The sequence below is a fragment of the Pseudocoprococcus catus genome, assembly GCF_019734885.1.
GTDB classification, from domain to species: domain Bacteria; phylum Bacillota; class Clostridia; order Lachnospirales; family Lachnospiraceae; genus Coprococcus_A; species Coprococcus_A catus.
In genome coordinates this window covers 23,358-45,135 of record NZ_JAAXCM010000018.1, presented here as the reverse complement: position 1 = coordinate 45,135, position 21,778 = coordinate 23,358, and the positions used below count along the sequence as shown (strand labels likewise).

The 21,778-nt window shown below is 44.2% G+C and carries 23 protein-coding genes and 1 tRNA gene; 18 read left to right on the top strand and 6 right to left on the bottom strand.

Annotated elements, in window-relative coordinates; all coding sequences use genetic code 11:
• Positions 1-1,206: 1,206 nt before the first annotated feature.
• From HED67_RS01985 to HED67_RS01960, 6 genes are all read left to right on the top strand, one after another.
• The gene (locus HED67_RS01985) at positions 1,207-1,608 is read left to right on the top strand and encodes a hypothetical protein (RefSeq protein ID WP_221717367.1); all 402 of its coding nucleotides are present in this window, start codon (positions 1,207-1,209) and stop codon (positions 1,606-1,608) included.
• A complete protein-coding gene (locus HED67_RS01980) occupies positions 1,605-2,723 on the top strand; it encodes a DNA/RNA non-specific endonuclease (RefSeq protein ID WP_246612076.1) in 1,119 nt (372 codons plus the stop codon). Before HED67_RS01985 ends, HED67_RS01980 begins: the two co-directional genes overlap by 4 nt.
• Positions 2,724-2,858: 135 nt before the next feature.
• Complete coding sequence (gene nrdG / locus HED67_RS01975; RefSeq protein ID WP_221717370.1) at positions 2,859-3,413, top strand: anaerobic ribonucleoside-triphosphate reductase activating protein; 555 nt, start codon at positions 2,859-2,861, stop codon at positions 3,411-3,413.
• 18 nt (positions 3,414-3,431) lie between these two features.
• Entirely contained in the window at positions 3,432-3,875 is a 444-nt protein-coding gene (gene dut, locus HED67_RS01970; protein ID WP_178441856.1) for a dUTP diphosphatase, read from the top strand.
• Positions 3,876-3,981: 106 nt separating this feature from the next.
• Entirely contained in the window at positions 3,982-5,328 is a 1,347-nt protein-coding gene (gene serS, locus HED67_RS01965) for a serine--tRNA ligase (protein WP_330656617.1), read from the top strand.
• A 21-nt stretch (positions 5,329-5,349) separates the two neighbouring features.
• Positions 5,350-6,225 carry a DUF3881 family protein gene (locus HED67_RS01960; RefSeq protein WP_221717366.1) on the top strand — a complete coding sequence of 292 codons (876 nt, stop codon included), beginning with the start codon at positions 5,350-5,352 and terminating at the stop codon, positions 6,223-6,225.
• A 226-nt stretch (positions 6,226-6,451) separates the two neighbouring features.
• On the opposite strand, the gene HED67_RS01955 is transcribed toward HED67_RS01960, so the two are convergent.
• Entirely contained in the window at positions 6,452-6,625 is a 174-nt protein-coding gene (locus HED67_RS01955; protein ID WP_178441854.1) for a hypothetical protein, read from the bottom strand.
• A gap of 120 nt (positions 6,626-6,745) precedes the next feature.
• On the opposite strand from HED67_RS01955, the gene HED67_RS01950 reads away from it, so the two are divergent.
• Positions 6,746-7,072 carry a helix-turn-helix domain-containing protein gene (locus HED67_RS01950; protein ID WP_178441853.1) on the top strand — a complete coding sequence of 109 codons (327 nt, stop codon included), beginning with the start codon at positions 6,746-6,748 and terminating at the stop codon, positions 7,070-7,072.
• 47 nt (positions 7,073-7,119) lie between these two features.
• Here HED67_RS01950 and HED67_RS01945 read toward each other — a convergent pair whose 3' ends face one another.
• Positions 7,120-8,499, bottom strand: coding sequence for an MATE family efflux transporter (locus tag HED67_RS01945; protein ID WP_215633354.1), 1,380 nt, complete (start codon positions 8,497-8,499; stop codon positions 7,120-7,122).
• A 198-nt stretch (positions 8,500-8,697) separates the two neighbouring features.
• Here HED67_RS01945 and trxA point away from each other — a divergent pair, with 198 nt between their 5' ends.
• The 11 genes from trxA to HED67_RS01890 all read left to right on the top strand — a co-directional run bounded on the left by trxA (position 8,698) and on the right by HED67_RS01890 (position 18,528).
• Positions 8,698-9,006, top strand: a complete 309-nt coding sequence (gene trxA / locus HED67_RS01940; RefSeq protein ID WP_221717365.1) for a thioredoxin — start codon at positions 8,698-8,700, stop codon at positions 9,004-9,006.
• A 424-nt stretch (positions 9,007-9,430) separates the two neighbouring features.
• Positions 9,431-10,906, top strand: a complete 1,476-nt coding sequence (trpE, locus tag HED67_RS01935; protein WP_221717364.1) for an anthranilate synthase component I — start codon at positions 9,431-9,433, stop codon at positions 10,904-10,906.
• A complete protein-coding gene (locus HED67_RS01930; protein WP_221717363.1) occupies positions 10,903-11,472 on the top strand; it encodes an anthranilate synthase component II in 570 nt (189 codons plus the stop codon). Before trpE ends, HED67_RS01930 begins: the two co-directional genes overlap by 4 nt.
• Positions 11,473-12,486 (top strand): anthranilate phosphoribosyltransferase, encoded by a 1,014-nt coding sequence (trpD, locus tag HED67_RS01925; RefSeq protein WP_221717362.1) that lies wholly within the window; start codon positions 11,473-11,475, stop codon positions 12,484-12,486. It begins immediately after the preceding gene.
• Between the two features lie 62 nt (positions 12,487-12,548).
• Positions 12,549-13,346, top strand: coding sequence for an indole-3-glycerol phosphate synthase TrpC (gene trpC / locus HED67_RS01920; RefSeq protein ID WP_221717361.1), 798 nt, complete (start codon positions 12,549-12,551; stop codon positions 13,344-13,346).
• A gap of 70 nt (positions 13,347-13,416) precedes the next feature.
• Positions 13,417-14,058, top strand: coding sequence for a phosphoribosylanthranilate isomerase (locus HED67_RS01915; protein WP_215633357.1), 642 nt, complete (start codon positions 13,417-13,419; stop codon positions 14,056-14,058).
• Complete coding sequence (gene trpB, locus HED67_RS01910; protein WP_215633358.1) at positions 14,055-15,239, top strand: tryptophan synthase subunit beta; 1,185 nt, start codon at positions 14,055-14,057, stop codon at positions 15,237-15,239. Before HED67_RS01915 ends, trpB begins: the two co-directional genes overlap by 4 nt.
• On the top strand, positions 15,232-16,008 hold the full coding sequence (gene trpA / locus HED67_RS01905; protein ID WP_221717360.1) for a tryptophan synthase subunit alpha: 777 nt from the start codon (positions 15,232-15,234) through the stop codon (positions 16,006-16,008). Before trpB ends, trpA begins: the two co-directional genes overlap by 8 nt.
• A 188-nt stretch (positions 16,009-16,196) precedes the next feature.
• The gene (locus tag HED67_RS01900; RefSeq protein ID WP_215633360.1) at positions 16,197-16,490 is read left to right on the top strand and encodes a PqqD family protein; all 294 of its coding nucleotides are present in this window, start codon (positions 16,197-16,199) and stop codon (positions 16,488-16,490) included.
• Positions 16,468-18,024, top strand: coding sequence for a helix-turn-helix transcriptional regulator (locus HED67_RS16980; protein ID WP_246612074.1), 1,557 nt, complete (start codon positions 16,468-16,470; stop codon positions 18,022-18,024). Before HED67_RS01900 ends, HED67_RS16980 begins: the two co-directional genes overlap by 23 nt.
• 427 nt (positions 18,025-18,451) lie before the next feature.
• Positions 18,452-18,528: transfer RNA gene (locus HED67_RS01890), tRNA-Arg, on the top strand.
• 186 nt (positions 18,529-18,714) lie between these two features.
• Here HED67_RS01890 and HED67_RS01885 read toward each other — a convergent pair.
• The 4 genes from HED67_RS01885 to HED67_RS01870 all read right to left on the bottom strand — a co-directional run bounded on the left by HED67_RS01885 (position 18,715) and on the right by HED67_RS01870 (position 21,513).
• The gene (locus tag HED67_RS01885; RefSeq protein ID WP_172680789.1) at positions 18,715-20,109 is read right to left on the bottom strand and encodes a site-specific integrase; all 1,395 of its coding nucleotides are present in this window, start codon (positions 20,107-20,109) and stop codon (positions 18,715-18,717) included.
• 20 nt (positions 20,110-20,129) lie between these two features.
• Entirely contained in the window at positions 20,130-20,336 is a 207-nt protein-coding gene (locus HED67_RS01880; protein ID WP_005541444.1) for a helix-turn-helix domain-containing protein, read from the bottom strand.
• Between the two features lie 501 nt (positions 20,337-20,837).
• A complete protein-coding gene (locus HED67_RS01875; protein WP_117579798.1) occupies positions 20,838-21,074 on the bottom strand; it encodes a helix-turn-helix domain-containing protein in 237 nt (78 codons plus the stop codon).
• Positions 21,075-21,078: 4 nt separating this feature from the next.
• On the bottom strand, positions 21,079-21,513 hold the full coding sequence (locus HED67_RS01870; RefSeq protein ID WP_005541445.1) for a sigma-70 family RNA polymerase sigma factor: 435 nt from the start codon (positions 21,511-21,513) through the stop codon (positions 21,079-21,081).
• Positions 21,514-21,778 lie beyond the last annotated feature (265 nt).

The window sequence follows — 21,778 nt, the reverse complement described above, 5'->3', positions numbered from 1 at the left end:
CTGAGTCCTGTACAATACAGGATTCAATCCCTTGTAGCTTAGCTCTCAAATTTGTCTAACTTTTTGGGGTCAGATCATAAACTAAGCGGTTATTTTTGAAATTCACTTTATTGGACTAACCGTCTATCGGTAGCACTCTTTTTATATAATTATATTAGCATGCATTTCTGAAAATGTCAAAAAAATTATATTTACATTTTGTGTAATATAGGAGATTAGCTTTTTAGCAATCTATAGATTTTATATAGTTCTTTGATCCGCTGATACTCGGCGTGTAAGCACCAAATAATGATGCGGATTGCACCCTAATCTTTTTCCATCTACAATTAGAGTAAATTACTACAAGATGGAGCTTCCTGTATAATAAAAAGCTTAGACGTTGAAAATTGAAAATACCTCAGAGTACAATAAGACTACTGACTGGCAGGTTAGTAAAAATGCCTTTTATTTTTTACTATGAACTGTGCATTCAAAATTGAACGATAAGTTCAATACGCGAGCCGTAATATATGCTAAAATAAATATGAAGGGTATTGTTAGTCAGCATATAATGCAAAAAGGCACAAATATGGATGATATGGAAAAGTTACTGACAATTAAAGATGTTCAAGAACATTTGTAGCTCGGGAGAAACAGGGTATACCAGCTTATAAAAATTGACTCTTTTCCTAAAATTAAGATAGGGAACACTTATCGTATACCAAAACGGGAATATCTTGAATGGGTACAGAATAATATAGGCAAAACAGTTTTTCTTTAAAAATGTATTGGTAAAGGGAAACTTGAAAAAAGAGATAAAAGACGGCTATCGCAGGCAAAACTGTGATAGCCGTCTTTTGGCCTATAAGCAGTGATTCATTTTAAAGGTAATCTCTTTATCGAATATATGATTATATGTCTTGTATTGAGCTGTTGTAGCTAATCAATGGGATTTTGTGTGTTTCAAGAACAGGAATGATATACTTCATCTGTTCCAGCTGATAATATAATACATCCAATGCTCTGGAAGGCGGTTCAAATAACAATTTGGTGTACAAGCCATTATAATCTAATTGCAACCCAATACCCGCTATTTCCTTACATTTGAAATAAGGCTGCTGCAATCCCACTGGCTTTAGATGGTGGGTTAATGTAGCCAAAAGTTAGATATTATTGTATACTTATGGCATGTGATTTTCAGGGAAAAAATGACGGAGGTGTACGGGGATGCAGGTAATTGTTTGCGTGGATGACAATGGCGGCATGATGTTTAATAAACGGAGACAAAGCCGTGATAGGGTATTATGTGAGTATGTCATGAGGCTGAGTGAAGGCCATCAAGTGTATATGAGTGCTTATTCTGCCAAGTTATTTTCAGAAGATGACAGGATTGTTGTTTCGGAAAACTATCTTGAGGAAGCTTCAGGAGGAGATTTTTGCTTTGTTGAAAAGGAGCCTTTGAAGGCGTATGAAAATGAAATAAAAAAACTGATCATCTTTAAGTGGAACCGTGTATATCCGGCAGATCAGTATCTGGATATTGATCCGGAAAAGATGACAAAAGTACAGGAAGAGGAATTTGTGGGATTTTCCCACGAAAAAATTACAATGGAGGTTTATGAAAAATGAGTAAACATCATAAGATGAAACAGAGTGTCCGTTATTTTCTGACGATGATTTTGTGTCTGTGTATGTTGGCGGGATGCGGCTCGAGAGACACTGCTCAGACATTACAGACCGGGAATGCTGCGGCAGAATATCATACAGAGATTGTTGAGACTGATAAGAATGAGAGTACAGCAGAACAAACACAGGCGGATGATACGGAGAAACAGACAAGCACAGACAGTCCGTCAGACTTTGAGCCTGCAGATGTACCGGATTATTCCGGTGATCCTTATATAGCAGTCAATAACAATGAGCCTTATTTTACAGCAGACGATCTGACAACAGAGGCATTTGAGAATTATAGTGAACTGGATGCACTGGGACGCTGCGGTACAGCTTATGCCAATGTTTGTCTTGAGACAATGCCAACGGAAAAACGAGGCAGCATCAGTGAAGTGAAGCCGACAGGATGGCATTCTGTCAAATATGATAATGTGGATGGAAAATCTTTATATAACCGATGCCATTTGATTGGATATCAGCTGACGGCAGAGAATGCCAACAAACAGAATCTGATCACCGGCACACGTTATCTGAATGTAGATGGCATGCTGCCTTTTGAAAATATGGTTGCCGACTACGTCAAGGAAACAAATAACCATGTTCTTTACAGAGTAACGCCGATTTTTACAGGTGATAATCTGGTGGCAGATGGTGTTTTAATGGAAGGTTATTCTGTTGAGGATGAGGGTGACGGCATCTGCTTCTGTGTTTATGCATATAATGTCCAGCCGGGAATTACTATTGATTATGCAACCGGAGACAGCTGGCTTTCCGGGGAAGGCAGTTCAAACGGCAGCAATACAGGCAGCAGTCAGGTGACAAAGCATGAGGATGAGCATCAGGAAGATGCACATCATGATGCAGCTGTGCAGACAGAAGCTTATGAAGCAGAGACAACAGCACCGGCAAGTACGGGAACAGAGTACATATTGAATACCAATACAAAGAAGTTTCATTATCCTTCCTGTTCCAGTGTCAAGCAGATGAAGAACTCAAATAAACAGGAATTTACGGGCTCCAGAGATGACCTGATTGCACAGGGATATGACCCATGCAAGAAATGTAATCCGTAAATTTGCTTGCGGTTCATGATATTTTCCAATATAATGATAAGGATATGTGTCTGAACAGCAGACACGGAATTTTAACCGGGCCTTGCGTAAGTGAAGTCTGAATAAATATATTGATTGAACAGAGGGTTGATGAATTTGAATTACGCAGATATTAAATACTGCGATGTGGCCAATGGCAAGGGTGTACGTGTGTCACTTTTTGTCAGCGGATGTACGCATCACTGCAAAGGTTGCTTTAACGAGGAAACATGGAATTTCCATTATGGAAAACCTTTTACTGAGGAGACAGAGGAACAGGTTCTGAATTATCTGGACAAGGCTTATATTGCCGGTTTAAGTCTGCTTGGAGGAGAACCATTTGAGCATGTGAACCAGCAGGGAATTCTTCCGCTTTTAAGAAAAGTAAAAGCCCGATTCCCGGAGAAGAATATCTGGTGTTATACAGGTTATGATTTTGAAAAAGATATTCTCGGGAGAATGACTGAGCAGTGGGAAGAAACAAAAGAAATGCTGTCCTATATAGATATCCTTGTGGATGGAGAATTTAAAGAGGCGCTTAAGAGCCCGAGTCTGCAGTTTAAGGGCTCATCTAACCAGAGAATTATAGAAGTACCGTCTTCATTAAAGACAGGCCATATTGTTCTCTGGGAGCCAAAGGAATATGTCCATGTTGAAATAAAAGAAAATTAAAATCAGGAGGATGCAGCAATGAAGCAGCAGGTGAATATAAAGAAACTAGACGATAGAGCGGTGATCCCGACTTATGGAACTGCTTTTTCAGCCGGAGCGGATCTGTATGCCTGTATGGATGGTCCGGTGACAATTGCACCGGGAGAAACCTATCTGGTGCATACGGGTATCAGTGTGGCTGTTCCGGAGGGTTATGCCGGTCTGATCTATGCACGAAGCGGCCTTGCTACCAAAAAAGGCCTGGCCCCGGCCAATAAGGTCGGTGTGATAGATGCCGATTACAGAGGTGAGATTATGGTTGCTTTGCACAATCATTCTGCACAGCCTGCAGAAATTGATAACGGTGAACGTATTGCCCAGATGGTCATTACACCATTTCTGACAGCAGAATTTGTTGAAAGAGATGAGCTGGATGAAACAGAGCGCGGCACCGGCGGTTTCGGTTCTACAGGAACAAAATAACTGAACAGATATTCTTTCACAGTATATGCGGCCGCGAAAAAGCGTATGCTGATAAAGAAAGGGCGGGCATAAGTATTGAAAAAGTATTTTTACAATGGTATAATTAATGCTCGATAAGATTGAATGGATCCGCCGTCCGGCGGTAAGTGATGATGAGGTGACGAAGATGCTTGATATTAAATTAATCAGAGAGAATCCGGATAAGATTAAAGCCGGTTTGAAGGCAAAAGAGGTTGACTGCGATGAATTGATCGACCGTATTCTTGAATTAGACGAACAGAGAAGAACACTCCTTCAGCAGACAGAAGCACTGAAAGCTGAACAGAATAAAGTGAGCAAACAGATTCCTGCACTGAAGAAGGCAGGAGAAGATACAACTGCTATCTTCAAGGAAATGGGTGAGATCAAAGCTAAGATTTCCGAACTGGACGGACAGCTGAGAGAAGTTATGAATGAGTATCAGCAGGATCTGTATTGTCTGCCGAATATGCCGGATGATGATCTTTTACCGGGCGGCAAAGAGAACAACCAGCCTCTGCGTTACTTTGGTGAGCCTAAGAAATTTGACTTTGAACCAAAGAACCATGTGGATCTTTGTACCAATCTTGGTCTGATCGATTATGAGCGCGGTGTTAAACTGGCCGGTAATGGTTTCTGGATCTACAAAGGCATGGGTGCACGTCTTGAATGGGCATTACTGAATTACTTCATTGATACACATCTGGCTGATGGATATGAGATGATCATGCCTCCTTACATGCTTGAATATCAGTGTGGTCTGACAGCAGGTCAGTTCCCTAAGTTTGCAGATGAAGTTTATAAGATCGCCAATCCGACGGATGAAGGCAGAATTCATTATATGCTGCCTACAGCTGAAGCTGCTCTGGCATCTGTTTACAGAGATGAGATCCTGACAGAGGCTGATCTTCCTAAGAAGTTTTTCTCTTATACACCATGTTTCAGAAGAGAAGCAGGTTCTTACAGAGCGGATGAAAGAGGCATGGTCAGAGGACATCAGTTCAACAAGGTAGAGATGTTCCAGTATACACTGCCTGAGAAATCAGATGAAGCTTTTGAAGAACTTGTGACAAAAGCTGAGAATCTGGTTAAAGGACTTGGTTTCCATTTCAGAACTGTTAAACTGGCAGCAGGTGACTGTTCTGCATCTATGGCAAGAACATATGATATCGAGATTTCTATCCCATCTATGAATGGTTACAAAGAGGTATCTTCCGTATCCAATGCAAGAGATTATCAGGCAAGAAGAGGCAACATGCGTGTTAGAAGAGCTGACCGATCTATCCAGTTCATGCATACTCTGAACGGCTCAGGTCTGGCTACATCTCGTGTACTTCCTGCACTGGTTGAACAGAATCAGCTGAAAGACGGTTCTATCGTTGTACCTGAAGTGCTGAGAAAATATCTTGGCGGCATTGAAGTCATCACAAAATAAAGGTCATTTGCAGGTGATGATATGCATGATTATTTGAGAGCGGTAGGTTTTAGTAAGGTTCAACATAAAAGAGATTTGCAGCGGCTGCTTGATATGGTCATGGGAAGCCCTGACAGTGAGTTTGCGTCCAGCTGCGGCGGTGGTCTGCCGTATGCGGAGAAGTGCCGTGATTTTGTATCAAATGCCGGGATTACGGTACGCGGTGAAGTAGATGAACATGGCATGTTCAGTTATGAGTACTATTTTCCGCATTATACAGGTCATCAGATTTCTCTTACAGATGATATCAGTGTTGAGAAGATTTCTGAGAGAGAAGAGTATGACGGTCTTTGTGATGTGGTGAATTTGGGTGTATCTCTGATTTTCCATATGAATCATCTGATGGATTATGCGGATATGGATCCGAAGGAGCGCAAGATTTCATCAGTATCGGTGAGATTGTCGGCATTGTCTATTTCCGGAAAGGTCATTCTGCCTGTAATGAAGAACGATTCGGAGCGATTGAAGCGTCTTCGTGAGAGTGAATCCCGCAATGGCATGATTGCTGCTGCCAGACAGGGGGATCAGGATGCACTGGAGAACTTGACAATTGAGGATATTGATATGTATACCTCGATTTCAAAACGTGTCAAATCCGAGGATGTTCTCACAATTGTGGAGTCCTATTTTATGCCGTATGGTATTGCCTGTGACCAATATTCGGTGATGGGTGATATTTTGAGTGTAGAAGAAGTTTATAATCAATTAACAGGTGAGAAATTATATCAAATGCTGATTGAATGCAATGATATTCTGATTGATCTGTGCATGAATGCAGAAGATCTTTTGGGAGAACCGGCAGAAGGAAGAAGATTCCGCGGCAATATATGGTTGCAGGGGCATTTGGACTACGTATAACAGAGGGAAGATCATCTCGCAAGTTTGATGATTAACTATAAAATGCTGAAGGCTGTTGTTGACAGTTCTTCAGCATTTTTTATTTACGCGAGCAACGAGCCAAAGTCCGTACTTGCACGAGACCTTGGCGTTGCTAAGCGCCAGTGGCGCTTAGCAACGACCGAAACGGAGTGTAGAGGCTGCGATAACTTGAGAAACTCGCGGAGCGTGTTGCTCATAGTTAAAGTTAATTTTCAAGTGTCATAAATTCTTCTTCCTGACGTTTGGCAAGAAGTTGAAGCAGAGCCATTTCCTCTTCACTGTAAGGCACGTACTCGATTGGGACAGAATCAAAGTGGTTTTCATGGATGGAAGCGGATAATTCAGATACATGAGAGCGATCTTTGTGATTATGATACATATGTAACCCTCCTTAGTTCAAATATGTAATATAATAAAAGAAAATATGTATTATAGTTGATTATAATATCTAAATGAAAAATATACAATGGTCTTATTATAAAAAAGGACTGATTTGTAGATGAAATTTGATAATATAGGGGTAAAAGTACGTGCCTTGAGAAAAGAAAGGGGACTGACACAGGAAAAACTGGCGGAGATGGCTGAAATCAGCATCAATTATCTGAGTAAAATTGAGAATAACAGGATAAAAAATGTCGGTGTCCTGATTACATTTCGTTTGGCAAAGGCTTTGGGAGTTACATCCGGGTATCTGATGGGACAAGAAGATATGAATGAGCTGCTGGATGAAGAAATTCTTGGTCGATTAGCAGAATGTTCACCGGCAGATAAAAAGAAGATTCTGAAAATTATAGATATTATTAAGCAACAAGATGAAATAGAATAAGCTGTCATGCTGAAAATAGCATGGCAGCCTATTTTTGTTTAGTTCTGTCAAACAGATTTATCTAACTGACACATTGTGCGTCCGAACACAATTTTGAAGGTAATGATGGACGCGGTAATGGAGATGGAGTCTGATACAGGTTCTGCAAGAAAAACAGCAAATACTTTGTTGTCAAAGAAATGCGGCAGTATAAATATCAGCGGAATCAGTAAGATAATTTTTCTAAGGCAGGCAATAAAAAGGGAAGCTTTGGCTTTGCCAAGGGCCGTAAATGTCTGTTGAACGGACATCTGAATACTAAACATGCAGAAAACAGCCATATAAACACGCAGTGTCCATCCTGCAGTTGCAATAATTTCTTCAGAATTGCTGAATATACGGATAAATGTTGTAGGCGACAGCTGGACCATAAGCCAGAAAACAGTCAGTGCAGTCATGGAAATGGTCAGCATGCATTTGAAAGCCTTGCGGATTCTGTCGGCATTGCCGGCACCGTAATTATAACTGATGATGGGCTGTGCCCCCTGACCGATACCCTGTACGGGAATCCACACCATCTGCTGAATGGTACTGGAAATCGTCATACATCCGACAGCAATATCTCCGCCGTAATGCTGAAGAGAAGAGTTAAATGCAATATTCAGCAAAGCATCCGTGGCCTGCATGACAAAGGGACCAAGTCCGAGTCCGAGACAGGGAATAACGATTCTTTTGTCAAGCTGCATATCCGATTGTTTCAATCTTAAACGTGTTTTTGTGCCGGTGAGGAATTTCAGGATCCAGATGCAGGATAATCCTTGTGAAATAATTGTTGCCAGAGCGGCACCGCGGACGCCCATATGCAGTCCGTAGATAAAAATCGGATCCAGAATAATATTGGCACCGGCACCGATCAGGACAGATGTCATACTGAAGCGGGTAAATCCCTGAGTGGTAATAAAAAGATTCATACCCAGGGCCAGCATAACAAAAATTGATCCGGAAACATAGATTTGCATATAAGGCAAAGCATAGACAATGGTTTGTTCACTGCACCCGAAAAGCCAGAGAAGCTGTTCTCCGAAAAACCAGAAAAAAACAGTCAGAACAACGGCTTCAAGGATGAGAACAACAAAACAGTTATTCATGATCCGATTGGCTTCTGTATGTTTATTCTGTCCCATGTAGATGGCAGCTCTTGGGGCACCGCCTTGACCGATCAGTGCGGAAAATGCAGAAATGAGATAAATAATCGGGAAACAAAGACCGATACCGGTTAAAGCGGCGCTTCCGGTTCCGGGCATATGGCCGATGTAAATTCGGTCCACAATATTGTAGAGAAGATTCACAAATTGGGCGATGACTGTTGGTACCGCCAGTTTAAAAAGGAGCTTTCCCACCGGTGCAGTGGCAAGCTCATTGGAGACATTTGTCTGATTCAAATTCATCACAGTCCTTTATATCGTGTTACTTTTTGTTTTTGATTTAACCTGCAAGAATAAGTATAGCGGTTGGATCAGCAAAAGTAAAGAAACTTCATGAAATCAGATATTTCATTCTGCCTGAAGGTCTGCTATACTGAACATGTGATATCGTATTTTAACTTGAGACTTTCAGATGAGTCTTATTTTCAGGAGGTACTTATTATGGCAATCATAGATTTAGCAACAGAAAATTTTCAGGCAGAGATTACAAAATCCGACAAAACGGTACTGGTAGATTTCTGGGCTGTATGGTGCGGCCCGTGTCAGATGATGGCACCGATTCTTCATGAGCTTGAAGAGGAGGTACCGGATGTTCAGATCGGCAAAGTTAATGTGGATGAACAGATGGAGCTGGCCCGCCAGTTCCGTGTTGTCAGCATTCCGACACTGATCGTATTTAAGAATGGTCAGGAAGTGAAACGTATGGTAGGCGTGACATCCAAAGAAGAACTGAAGGATGCACTCAAATAAAAAGACAAGGGTTTTTGAAAAAATTCTTGACAGAAATTTCCATAGCAGTTATAGTAATAGTCAGAGAATAATTTAACCAATTAAACCGATGATGTGGAGATAACGTTTATTGTGCACGCACAGAGAGTCCGGGAGGATGAGAGCCGGGCCGAACGCAGATAGGCAAATGGACCACTGAGGGCATAGTGAAAGGCAGCAGAGCTGTTCAAGTATTCTATGACGCGGGGCAGGCGTTAATTGTCGGGAGTATGTTAGTACTTCTTTAACGAGCGCACAGGATCTTTCTATTCTGTGAAGCAGGGTGGCACCGCGATATAAGTGAATTCCAATCGTCCCTGGCAATGTATTTATTTACATTGCCGGGGATTTTTTATGCATAGGAATTATTGCACCGGAATGTATTTCAACAAGGAGGACAGGAAGAATGATCAATCTGACATTGGATGAGGCAAAGAAAATAGCAGCAGAAGGCGATTATAAAGTGATTCCCATCAGCTGTGAGATCTTTTCGGATGTAAAGACACCGATCGAGGTGCTTCGGATTCTGAAGAATATCAGCAGACACATTTATATGCTGGAATCAATAGAGGATAATGAAAAATGGGGACGTTATACATTTCTGGGCTATGATCCGAAGCTGGAACTGGCCTGCGTTAAGGGAAAGATGACGATTAAGAACGGAACGACCATCGAAATGGATATTAGTCATCCAGGCAAAATGATCAAGAAAATATTGGCGGATTATAGGAGTCCGAAGCTTGAACATCTTCCGCCTTTTACAGGAGGACTGGTCGGTTATTTTGCTTATGACTATATCTGTTATGCGGAGCCTTCCCTGAAGCTTCAGGCAAAGGATGAGGAGAATTTCAAAGATGTGGATCTGATGCTGTTTGACAAGGTCATTGCTTTTGACAATTATCGACAGAAAATTGTATGTATCGTCAATGCGAAAACTGAGGATATAGACAGAGAGTATAACAAAGCAGTTTTAGAACTGAAAAATATGACAGAGCTGATTCGCTCCGGAAAGCCGCAGCCATCGAAGCAGGGAAGACTCACAAGTGATTTCAGACCGCTGTTTGACAAAGAAGCTTACTGCGAGATGGTGAAAAAGGCAAAGCATTACATCAAAGAGGGGGACATTTTCCAGGTGGTACTTTCCAATCGCCTGGAGGCGGATTTTGCAGGTTCCCTGCTGGATGCCTACAGAGTTCTGAGAACAACTAATCCATCGCCGTATATGTTTTATTTTTCAAGTGATGATATTGAGATGGTGGGAGCTTCGCCGGAGACGCTGGTGAAACTGGAAGACGGTGTGCTGCATACATTTCCGCTGGCGGGAACGAGAAAGCGAGGCAAAACGGAGCAGGAAGATCTGGAACTTGAGAAAGAACTTCTGGCAGATGAGAAGGAGCGGGCAGAGCATAACATGCTGGTGGATCTTGGAAGAAATGATATCGGCAAGATCAGTGATTTCGGAACCGTAGAAGTGGAAAAATATATGTCTGTTGAGCGGTTTTCACATGTGATGCATATCGGCTCAACGGTTAAAGGGCAGATTAGATCGGACAAGACAGCACTGGATGCCGTTGATGCGGTTCTTCCGGCAGGAACATTGTCCGGGGCACCGAAGCTTCGGGCCTGTGAGATTATTGATGAGCTGGAAGATAATAAGCGTGGTATTTACGGTGGGGCCGTCGGTTATCTGGACTTCACAGGCAATCTGGATACCTGTATTGCGATTCGTCTGGCATTTCAGAAAAACGGCAAAGTATTTGTCAGATCCGGGGCCGGTATTGTGGCTGATTCTGTACCGGAAAATGAATTTCAGGAGTGTATCAATAAAGCTGCTGCAGTGATGGATGCGCTCAAAATAGCTCAGGGAGGTGACAGTTTATGATATTGCTGATTGATAATTATGATAGTTTTTCTTACAACCTGTATCAACTGGTGGGAAGCATTGACCCGAATATCCGGGTGGAAAGAAACGATGCGCTGGAAATTGAAGACATTCGGCAATTAAAGCCGAGCCACATTATCCTGTCACCGGGGCCGGGACGGCCGGAGGATGCCGGTATCTGTGAAGCAGTTGTCAGAGAATTGGCAGGAGAGATACCGATCCTCGGTGTATGTCTCGGGCATCAGGCTATCTGCGAAGCCCTGGGCGGTGAAGTCTCTTATGCAAAACAGCTGATGCACGGCAAGCAGTCCGTGTCGGATATTGACAGAGACTGCCGGATATTCCGGGGACTGCCGGAGCAGATTCCGGTGGCAAGGTATCACTCTCTTTCTGCTGTGGAAGAAAAACTGCCGGATTGTTTAAAAATCACAGCGAAGACAGAAGATGGTGAGATCATGGCAGTCAGACATAAAGAATATGCAGTTTACGGACTTCAGTTTCATCCTGAGTCCATTATGACACCGGACGGCATGACAATTTTGAAGAATTTTCTGGAGGTAAGATAAATGATCAGACAGGCGATTATTAAACTGTCAAATAAGCAGAATTTGACATATGATGAAGCATCACAGGTGATGAATGAGATGATGAGCGGGGAGACAACCCAGGTACAGATCGCTGCTTTTCTCACAGCACTGGCAATGAAGGGGGAGACCATTGAAGAAATCACAGGATGTGCAGCAGCTATGAGAGCAAAAGGTGTTCGTCTGCTGCATAATGTGGAAGCACTGGAGATTGTCGGCACTGGCGGTGACCAGTCCAATTCCTTCAATATTTCTACCACATCAGCCATTGTTATTGCAGCAGGCGGTGTGCCGGTGGCAAAGCACGGCAACAGGGCGGCTTCGTCAAAGAGCGGTGCGGCAGATTGTCTGGAAGCACTTGGTGTCAACATTATGATTACTCCGGGACAGAGTACAAAATTACTTGAAAGTATTGGTATCTGCTTTCTGTTTGCACAGAATTATCATGCGTCTATGAAGTATGTGGCACCGGTTCGTAAGGAACTTGGCATCCGAACTGTCTTTAATCTTCTGGGACCATTATCCAATCCTGCAGGTGCAACCATGGAGCTGATGGGTGTTTATGATGAATCTCTGGTGGAACCATTATCCAGAGTGATGACAAACCTTGGTGTAAAACGGGGCATGGTGGTTTACGGGCAGGACAAACTGGATGAAATATCTATGAGTGCACCGACAACGGTATGTGAGATTAACAACGGTCATTACAGAAGCTATGTGATCCAGCCGGAAGATTTTGGCTTGAAACGCTGCACGAAGGATGAACTGGTGGGTGGTACGGCTACAGAAAATGCAGAGATCACAAAAGGTATTTTAAGCGGCCGGATTCAGGGAGCCAAAAGAGATGCGGTCTGCATGAATGCAGGTGCAGCTCTTTATATCGGTGGCAAGGCGGACAGTATCGGCGAGGGCATCAAGCTGGCGCAGCAGCTGATCGATTCCGGTGCAGCAATGAAGAAATTAGAAGAATTTGTTGAATTTTCAAATAAGCGCTAAGGATGTCCTGTCAATGAAGGATTCAGAAAAAGAAGCAGTAAGACAGCAGGGAGCAAGGAAATATGGCAGCAACAATACTTGAAATAATTGCCGCTTATGCCAAAGAGCGGGCAGCAAAGGATAAAGAAAATGTGCCGGAAGCGGTGATGAAAGAGCGGGCACTGGCACTTCCGAAAGGCACATTCAGATTCAGTCAAGCACTGAAAAAGAAAGAAATGGCTTTTATATGTGAAGTAAAGAAGGCATCTCCATCCAAAGGGCTGATCGATCCGGTATTTGATTACAAAACAATCGCCGCCAATTATCAGGCAGCAGGTGCAGACTGTGTATCCTGTCTGACAGAACCAAAATGGTTTCTTGGATCAGACGCCATATTTGAAGAAGTCAGAAAAAATATTCAGCTGCCGATGATCCGAAAGGATTTTACGGTGGATGATTATCAGATTTATCAGGCAAAATGCATGGGAGCTGATGCAGTGCTGTTGATCTGTTCACTGATGGATGGAAAAAGGCTGTCACACTTTCTGACAATATGCAGTCTATTAGGGATGGATGCACTGGTGGAAACCCATGATGAAGAAGAGATAAAAATGGCAGTATCGGCGGGTGCAAAAGTGATCGGTGTGAATAACCGTAATTTAAAGGATTTCAGCGTGGATTTCAGCAATGCGGTCAAGCTTCGGCATCTGATACCGAAAGAGGCTGTTTATGTGGCAGAATCTGGTGTAAGTCAGATCAATGATGTGGCAGTACTCAGACAGGCAGGTGCGGACGCGGTGCTGATGGGGGAAGTGCTGATGAGAGCAAAGAATCAAAAAGAAATGCTGACTGCGATGAAAGCAGCTGCTGCGGAAATTTAAATGTTTAAAGCAAACAACAGCTGTGCAGATCGGATATAATAGTGAAGCTGATGCGAAATGGGAGTGAATAATGGCATTGATAAAAATATGCGGATTAAGCAGGGAAGAGGATATCACGGCTGTCAATGAGGCGAAACCAGATTACTGCGGTTTTATCATTAATTTTCCCAAAAGTCACCGTAATGTAACAGTGGAAAGAGTCAGACAATTGCGAACAGGACTCAGACCGGAGATTATTCCGGTGGGAGTGATCGTGGATCAGCCTGTCGAAAAAGCGGCAATGCTTTTGAATGAGGGCGTTGTAGATGTGATCCAGCTCCATGGGCAGGAAGATGAGACGTATATTCGGCAGCTCAGGAAACTGCTGAAATGCAGAGACAGATCAATATGGAAAGCTTTTAAAATACGCAGCAGAAAAGATCTCGAAAGTGCCATGGCAAGCAGTGTAGATGCAGTGGTGCTGGATAATGGTTACGGGACAGGCGAGACATTTGACTGGTCTATTATCGAAGATGCAGGAAAAATGATGGAGGGAAGAAAAGTTTTTCTCGCCGGCGGTATGACACCGGAAAATATAGAAGAGGCTATCCATCGATTGGATGTGTGTGGCATCGACATATCCAGCGGTGTTGAAACAGATAAGAAGAAAGACAGAAACAAGATTCTGACTGCTGTGCAGGCAGCCGGGAGAGCAGGAGGAAATAAGCAATGACAAAAGGAAGATTTGGCATTCACGGCGGACAGTATATTCCGGAAACATTGATGAATGCGGTTCTGGAACTGGAAAAAGCCTATGATTTTTATAAAAATGATCCTGAATTCAATCAGGAGCTGACAGCACTTTTAAATGATTATGCAGGCAGACCGTCACGTCTTTATTATGCAAAGCGTATGACTGAAAATCTGGGCGGCGCCAAAATTTATCTGAAAAGAGAAGATCTGAACCACACAGGTGCTCACAAGGTAAATAATGCACTGGGTCAGTGTCTGCTGGCAAAGAAAATGGGGAAAACCCGTGTCATTGCCGAGACTGGTGCCGGACAGCATGGTGTGGCAACAGCTACAGCAGCCGCATTGATGGGGCTAGAGTGTGAGATTTATATGGGCAAAGAGGATACGATCAGGCAGGCACTGAACGTTTATAAGATGCGGCTTCTCGGTGCAAAAGTCCATGAGGTAGAGAGTGGTACAGCGACATTAAAAGATGCTGTTTCAGAAACTTTCCGTGAATGGGTCAGCAGAATTGATGATACCCATTATGTATTGGGGTCGGTAATGGGACCACATCCGTTTCCGACGATTGTCAGAGATTTTCAGGCAGTTATCTCCAAAGAAATCAAAGAACAGATCCTTGAAGCTGAGGGAAAACTGCCGGATGCCGTTTTGGCCTGTGTGGGCGGCGGTTCCAATGCCATCGGTGCTTTTTACAATTTTATTGAGGATAAAGAGGTGAGACTGATCGGATGTGAAGCAGCAGGCCGGGGCGTGAATACTGCGGAGACAGCAGCTACCATTGCAACAGGCAGACTGGGGATCTTCCATGGCATGAAATCCTATTTTTGTCAAGATGAATTCGGTCAGATCGCACCGGTTTATTCCATTTCAGCAGGTTTGGATTATCCGGGAATCGGACCGGAGCATGCAATGCTTTATGACAGTGGGCGTGCGGAATATGTGGCGGTGACAGATGATGAAGCAGTGGAAGCTTTTGAATATATGAGCCGTACAGAGGGCATTATTCCGGCCATTGAATCTGCTCATGCCGTCAGTTATGCCATGAAATTGGCACCGACAATGTCAAAAGACCAGATTATTGTGATCAACATTTCAGGACGTGGTGACAAAGATTGTGCAGCTATTGCAAGATACAGAGGGGAGGATATCCATGAGTAAGATTAAAGAGGCATTTGCCGGAGGAAAAGCATTTATTCCGTTTATCACCTGCGGTGATCCGGATCTTGAAACAACAGAAAAAATTATTGAGGCCATGGCAGAGTCGGGTGCTGATTTAATCGAGCTTGGCATTCCGTTTTCTGACCCGACAGCAGAGGGACCTGTGATACAGAAAGGGAATCTTCGGGCTTTATCCGGCGGTGTGACCACAGACAAAGTATTTGATATGGTCCGTAGGGTGCGTCAAAAGGTAAAGATTCCGATGGTATTTATGACTTATGCCAATGTTGTATTTTCTTATGGTACAGAGCGATTTTTGACAAAAGCGGCGGAAGTCGGCATTGATGGCCTGATTCTTCCGGATGTACCATATGAAGAAAAGGCGGAATTTGCCCCGCAGTGCGAAGCAGCAGGACTTGATTTGATCTCTATGATCGCGCCGACATCCCATGATCGTATCAAAATGATCGCGGCAGAGGCAAAAGGATTCGTTTACTGTGTTTCATCCTTGGGAGTGACAGGTGTCAGAAGTGAGATTACCACAGATATTGGTGCAATGGTTCGATTGGTGAAAGAAGCCAATCCGGATGTTTCATGTGCTGTTGGTTTTGGCATTTCAACACCTGAACAGGCGGCAAAGATGGCAGCTGTATCTGATGGTGCCATCGTGGGCAGTGCCATTGTACGGCTTTGCGCAAAATACGGATGTGATGCGGTCAAACCGATTGCTGACTACGTTCACAGTATGAAAGAAGCTATTATGCAGTAGGGCATATTCGACAGTGGGTGACAAAAAATAATATTATGAATTGAAAATAAAGGGAATATGACAGAGAAAGTGTTAAAAGCTGTCATATTCCCTGTTTTATTTATAGTTGTGAAAGAAAATAAAAGAGGATAAAATTTAGCATATACAGATAACAAGATATAGTTCTTTAAGGAAATGAATGATAGGAAATGAGGAGAAACCAGGAATTTGTCATCTGTGAAGCCGCAGGGGAGTATATCATGATACCAACGGGAAATACCGCATTGCGGTTTCATCATTTAATTATTTTGAATAAGGCGGAGGCTTTTTTGTGGCAGCTGTTAAAGACGGATCAGACCGAGGAAAGCCTTCTTCGTAATGTCATGCGTACATATGAAGTGGATGAGGGGACGGCCAGAAAGGATATTGCAGACTTTATAGAACGGCTTAAGGATGGACCGATTATAGGTGAGGATGAGTATGTGCTGTATAGAAGAAAATAAAAAGAGAGACTTTGAACGATTGTATGAGCAGGAACAATGGGAAAAGCTAAAAATGCTGCTGACAGAAAATGCAGAGGAAGTTTCGTGTTTACTAACACCTGGTGAATTACGTCAGATGATGGAGACATCAGGCAGACCGCAGAATGAAGATGGGCCGATGTATTATTATCTGTGGGGACTGGCCCAGATTCGAAGTGATGACAGAGTTTGTTTCAGAGAAACCATGCGTATGATCAATACACGGTACCGTTTTATGCCGGCAGGAAAAGAAAAGCATGATTGGATAGAAGTCTATCTGAATTTACTGTATGAAAATCCGGAGTGCTCTATTCTGGACTGGGTAGATACGGCGGAAAAATATGTCAGTATTGTGGGAAGAATCAGGCTTTATTCTATGGCTGGCAATCGTCCGGGTATCTGTTTTGGTATAAAGGAGATGTCTGCCTTATTTTTGAAGGATAAATGGGGCGGCGGTTATTATACAGCCTGCTGGCGACGAATTTTCGGTGCAGTGGAAAGACGTCTGTTTAAGATGGCAGAGATTGAATACAGGCTTGAGACAAATGGTGAGGAAACTGTTGAAGGAGAGCTGAATGAGATTTTTATGTCAGTGGATCGGAAGAACGGCACAGCAGATGAATGGCTTGGATGTGCAGGTATTATTTTCAAGCTACAGAGAAACGGACGGCATCGTGGAGAGTATGAAGCCATTATGCACAGCGTTATGGAATTTTTGACTGCCAAAGGGTATAGTCTGGCTTTGAAAAATATACGGGCAGCCGTCAGGGTCATGCAGGGGGTAACCGGAGAAAAAGAATCCCTGATCAAATGGCTTGAGTATTTGAGAGTTGAAAGAAGTTTGCAGAATGAATGGGTGGACACAACAAATCTTTATATCAAATTTATGCAGGCCAGAGGTTATTTGAATGTTATGCAGTATGAGCGGGCCAGAATATGTTTTAAGAGTACGGCAGCTTACAGTGAATTGATCGGCCAAACGTGGCTGTGCGTCGGCAGCCTTTTTGGACAGGCGGCTGCGGTATGGGAGCAGGGCGAAACTCAGGAAGCCGTGAAGATGTCGGCACAGGCATTGACAATGGGAATTCAATATAAATATACAGGTATTTTTACGGAGTATGGACAGACGGGAGTACGATTGATCGAGGCTTATCGGAAAATGACAGGCTTGGATGACAATTTGTCTATGGCAGGGCGTAAAAAGAAGTATTATTATGGTAATGTAATGACGGCTTCTTATGAAGGTTATCACAGTATTTTGCTGAGAAAAGCCAGAAAAGAAATGCGTTATGGACAAAGTCAGGAGGAAAAAGATCAGGTAAGAACAGCTCTCACAATGACGGAGGTACTGATACTTCAGTATATTGCAAATGGATACTCTAATAAGGAGATCGGGGAAAAGATGAATATCCGTCTGACCACAGTCAAAACACATGTGTATAGCATTTACAGAAAGTTGGATGTATCGTCAAGAGTGATGGCCATCAACCGTGCAAAAGCCCTCAATATTTTGTGAATACTTGACTTTTAACATTATAAATAGTATGATATTTGAGAGGTGTTCGCCGAAAAAGCAGATGCACTGGTTTGTCCTCTTAGTTTAGCGGATAAAACAAGTGCCTCCTAAGAGAAAGCCGAGACATTCCCAAAAGGGGAAAAATCTGTAGATTGACAACTCGAAAAAGAGTTGATAATCTTATATATGGCCGAAGGAAAAAATCCCAGAAACCCAGTAAAATCAAGGGTTTGCGGCATGTGTCGTCATAGCTCAGCTGGATAGAGCACTCGCCTCCTAAGCGGCAGATTGTTCGATTCCTTCGAGCCTTGAAAATTGCATAAAACTTATAAATGTCTCAGTAGCTCAGCAGGATAGAGCACACGCCTCCTAAGCGGCAGATGGTTCGATTCCTTCGAGCCTTGAAAATTGCATAAAACTTATAAATGTCTCAGTAGCTCAGCTGGATAGAGCACACGCCTCCTAAGCGTGGGGTCGGAGGTTCAAATCCTCTCTGGGACGCCAGAAAGCACCGCTGCAAGCCTTTTTTCGGGGTTTGCAGCGTTTTTTGTTCCTCCTTCTCCCGGTAATTTCACTTCCGTTACCGGGAGATTCTTATACGCCGCATGATGTATATTTGCTAATTGGACTCGAACGCTTTTCAGAAATTTGCTAAGAAAATTCTGCGTTTTGCTAATTCGATTTTTCGGATCACTTTGCCGGGGCTTGCGCTGCTATCAGGGCTGCGAGCGCACTTGCCAGCTCCGGCGACTTCTGAAGCTGCTCCACAAGGCTTTCAAGGTCCAAGGTCGCAGGCTCCGATTTTGCCGGTTCCTCCGGCGGACGGACATTGCGAAGATCAGGCTTGGCATAGAAGGCTGTCTCGAATTTCTGAGCATTGACCTTTCTATCCTCGTCCAGAATGTGAGCATAGATACTGGTTATCATGTCGATCTCGGCATGGCCTGTATCGCCCTGGGTGGCTTTCAGATCGCCGTGGTTCAGTTTTAATTTGTAGGTTGTACTGGAATGACGGAGAGAATGAAAGACCACCTTCGGCAGTCCTGCGTCCTCACGGAGCTTTGCAAACTCTTTGAGGATGATCCGATCCTCGCAAGGCCGTCCATTGGGAAGTGCCACAACCAGATCGAAGTCCTGATACTCGTCGCCCAGGAAGCCTTTCAGCTCGTCCTGGGACTTCTTCCATTCCCGCAGGATGTAGGCCAGCGTTTTCGGCAGCCACACCTTACGGATGCTGGAATCGGTTTTCGGCTTTTTCAGAATAATTCTTGTGCTGGTGTTCGGCATGAGCGGAGTGAAGATGTAATAGATATCCTTCTCACCCAGCGTTTCAATCGCCCGTTTGGAAGCCCTCGTCAGCTCCTTGTCGATGTAGACATAGGCATTATCCGCCGCAATATCTTCATCGGAAATATGGACGTTCTCCCAGGTCAGTCCCAGGATTTCACCCATACGCAGAGAGCAGGCAAAGGAAAGGTTCATTGCTACATAGAGTTTGCTGTCCGTGCATTTGTCCAGGGCAAGACGGATCATATCCGCCGTCCAGATATCCCGTTTCGCATACTCCGTTTTAGGGAGGATCACATTGTCAAAGGGATTTCTTGCAATGATTTCCCAGCGTACCGCCTGCTTAAACGCACACCGCAGGAGCTTGATAATCTTTTCAATGGTCTTGTCGCTGACATAGGTGGTAACGGCCTTTCGGGTCTTGGTAGACACCGACTTGGTTTTCTGCAAGGTCTGGATATAACCGTCAACCGCACGGGGAGTAACCGCCTGTACCTCCATATCACCGATGATCGGATTGATATAGTTCGCAATCAGTGCCGTTTGGCTGTCATACATGGACACGCCCCATTTCTTTTCTCCGTAAAGAGATACGAAGTCATAAAGGAACTCGGTGATCGTCTGATTGCTTGGCGGTAGAAAAGTTCCCGTGTGCTGCTGATTTTCGATTTCCGCCTTGCGCTTCAAGGCCTCCTTGTGGGTATGCCAGGTTTCCCACTTCTGTTTGGTTTCTCCGTTTTCATCCACATAGTTGTAAACAACGGAATAGTTTTTCTTTCGCTTGATTATAGATGCCATATCGTTCTTCCTTTCTTGGATCACAGGTCGAGGGAGTCAAGCCACTCGTCAAATGACCGCTTGGAAATGCGTATGGCGTTACCAATTCGCACGATTTTGAAGTGCCCTTCTTTTACAAGGATATATGCGGAAGTTCTTCCGATGCCCAGAATTTGAGCAATATCGTCAACCGTATACGTCCTTCTTTCAGGGGTTTCTTTCTTCGTGCCGTTCCATGTTTGAGACATGAGAACCCCCTTTCAGTTATGAAAAGGAACAGCACGAATATGTGTGGGTAATATAACTTCCACCATCATTTTACCGTGCTGCTCCATGTTTGTCTGCTGCTAATTGAAAAGTTTACGATCTATCCATAAACTTTCAAAAAAGAAAAGTAGGCTTACGGACGGCTGCTGGCACAGCTCCACGGGAGTCTAACCCCGGCCCATGCTGATGGGTGCGGCGCACAATGCTTTGTGGGCGTTCAATGCGCGAGTATCTTTGACCCTGCCCGTGTGTCATCGCCTACAAGCTGCCACGCTTGCTTTGCGGCCCGTTATGAATCGCTCGCTCCCGCGGGAGGTCGTGGCGCACCGGCCGTATGGCTCGACACAGACAGGAATGTATCCGTTTGCCTTATACTGCGGCGTTGGCCTCCCAACGGGCTTTCTTTGTCAAGGTGCTGCCTCCGGTCACGAAAGAGAGAAACAGGGAAAGGGTAAGCTGTTTTCGCTTTCAGACCGGGCTTGTCAGCTCATGCTGACAATGGAATGAATGAGCTTGATCTCCAATCGGCGTTTCATGTACTCGTCCACCCGAACATGGGGCTGGCCGTCAGGATCGTAAAGCGTCCGGGTGCAGAGCTTATTGATATAGCCCTCATAATACCGGAGTACCTGATCCACAGCCTGAGAGTCCCCGTCACGGGCGGCGTCAATCACCGAAAGAGGAAGAAGCTCCTTGCCCTTGTAAGTGGGGTTCTTCATACCTTCAACCTCCCTTCGGCATGAGTGCGGCCAACTTGATCCGCAGCTCGGTCAATGATTTTGCCCTTCGCCGCTGAACGGCGCTGCGAGACATTCCAACAAGGCGGCCAACCTCCTGATCCGGCAGGTCCAGAACAAAATGCAGGATCAAAATACTCTGCTCCTGAACGGACAAACCGGCAAAGGCGTCAGCCACAAGCTCGTTTTCGATATGCAGGTCATACCCGTGGGACGAGAATGTAAATCTGTCACTGGGGTAATGATCTACAACGCAGAGCTTGTCCATCTCCATTTGCGGAAGGTCGCTGAATGACAGTTCCCTGTCACGGCGCCTCTGCATTTCCCGGAGGTAGTCGATTGCCTCATGGTACAGTACCAGCTTGCAGTAAGCATCGAACTGGCACCGCTCGCCATAGTCATTGCGGGGGATCATATCCATCTTTTCACCCCCTTTCCTGGGGGAATGAGGTGGGTTTCTCCCTTTCCGCTAACAAGGCGAACGCAAAGCCGCTCGCTACCCGCTAAAAGCCTCCTTTTTGAAAATTTCTTGAAAATTTTTTTCGAGGCGGGCTTGTCCTCAGAAAACAGCAAAAAGCGCCCAGCAAGTCGCAACGGACCTGCTGGGCGCAGAAATGTTTTATAAAGATGATTGCTTACATGGTATAGTTCATATCCAAAGCCGGACTGCTCCGATGGAGGGGCTA

What these genes read in the sequence shown, in the direction of transcription:
- trpD (WP_221717362.1), top strand. Translation starts at nt 11,473, where the DNA reads ATGATCAGACAGGCGATTATTAAACTGTCAAATAAGCAGAATTTGACA.
- HED67_RS01930 (WP_221717363.1), top strand. Translation starts at nt 10,903, where the DNA reads ATGATATTGCTGATTGATAATTATGATAGTTTTTCTTACAACCTGTAT.
- HED67_RS01985 (WP_221717367.1), top strand. Translation starts at nt 1,207, where the DNA reads ATGCAGGTAATTGTTTGCGTGGATGACAATGGCGGCATGATGTTTAAT.
- HED67_RS01950 (WP_178441853.1), top strand. Translation starts at nt 6,746, where the DNA reads ATGAAATTTGATAATATAGGGGTAAAAGTACGTGCCTTGAGAAAAGAA.
- trpB (WP_215633358.1), top strand. Translation starts at nt 14,055, where the DNA reads ATGACAAAAGGAAGATTTGGCATTCACGGCGGACAGTATATTCCGGAA.
- HED67_RS01875 (WP_117579798.1), bottom strand. Translation starts at nt 21,074, where the DNA reads ATGAAGAACCCCACTTACAAGGGCAAGGAGCTTCTTCCTCTTTCGGTG.
- HED67_RS01960 (WP_221717366.1), top strand. Translation starts at nt 5,350, where the DNA reads ATGCATGATTATTTGAGAGCGGTAGGTTTTAGTAAGGTTCAACATAAA.
- trxA (WP_221717365.1), top strand. Translation starts at nt 8,698, where the DNA reads ATGGCAATCATAGATTTAGCAACAGAAAATTTTCAGGCAGAGATTACA.
- serS (WP_330656617.1), top strand. Translation starts at nt 3,982, where the DNA reads ATGCTCGATAAGATTGAATGGATCCGCCGTCCGGCGGTAAGTGATGAT.
- HED67_RS01900 (WP_215633360.1), top strand. Translation starts at nt 16,197, where the DNA reads ATGAGGAGAAACCAGGAATTTGTCATCTGTGAAGCCGCAGGGGAGTAT.
- HED67_RS01870 (WP_005541445.1), bottom strand. Translation starts at nt 21,513, where the DNA reads ATGGATATGATCCCCCGCAATGACTATGGCGAGCGGTGCCAGTTCGAT.
- trpC (WP_221717361.1), top strand. Translation starts at nt 12,549, where the DNA reads ATGGCAGCAACAATACTTGAAATAATTGCCGCTTATGCCAAAGAGCGG.
- trpE (WP_221717364.1), top strand. Translation starts at nt 9,431, where the DNA reads ATGATCAATCTGACATTGGATGAGGCAAAGAAAATAGCAGCAGAAGGC.
- HED67_RS01980 (WP_246612076.1), top strand. Translation starts at nt 1,605, where the DNA reads ATGAGTAAACATCATAAGATGAAACAGAGTGTCCGTTATTTTCTGACG.
- HED67_RS16980 (WP_246612074.1), top strand. Translation starts at nt 16,468, where the DNA reads ATGTGCTGTATAGAAGAAAATAAAAAGAGAGACTTTGAACGATTGTAT.
- dut (WP_178441856.1), top strand. Translation starts at nt 3,432, where the DNA reads ATGAAGCAGCAGGTGAATATAAAGAAACTAGACGATAGAGCGGTGATC.
- HED67_RS01955 (WP_178441854.1), bottom strand. Translation starts at nt 6,625, where the DNA reads ATGTATCATAATCACAAAGATCGCTCTCATGTATCTGAATTATCCGCT.
- trpA (WP_221717360.1), top strand. Translation starts at nt 15,232, where the DNA reads ATGAGTAAGATTAAAGAGGCATTTGCCGGAGGAAAAGCATTTATTCCG.
- HED67_RS01880 (WP_005541444.1), bottom strand. Translation starts at nt 20,336, where the DNA reads ATGTCTCAAACATGGAACGGCACGAAGAAAGAAACCCCTGAAAGAAGG.
- HED67_RS01915 (WP_215633357.1), top strand. Translation starts at nt 13,417, where the DNA reads ATGGCATTGATAAAAATATGCGGATTAAGCAGGGAAGAGGATATCACG.
- HED67_RS01945 (WP_215633354.1), bottom strand. Translation starts at nt 8,499, where the DNA reads ATGAATTTGAATCAGACAAATGTCTCCAATGAGCTTGCCACTGCACCG.
- HED67_RS01885 (WP_172680789.1), bottom strand. Translation starts at nt 20,109, where the DNA reads ATGGCATCTATAATCAAGCGAAAGAAAAACTATTCCGTTGTTTACAAC.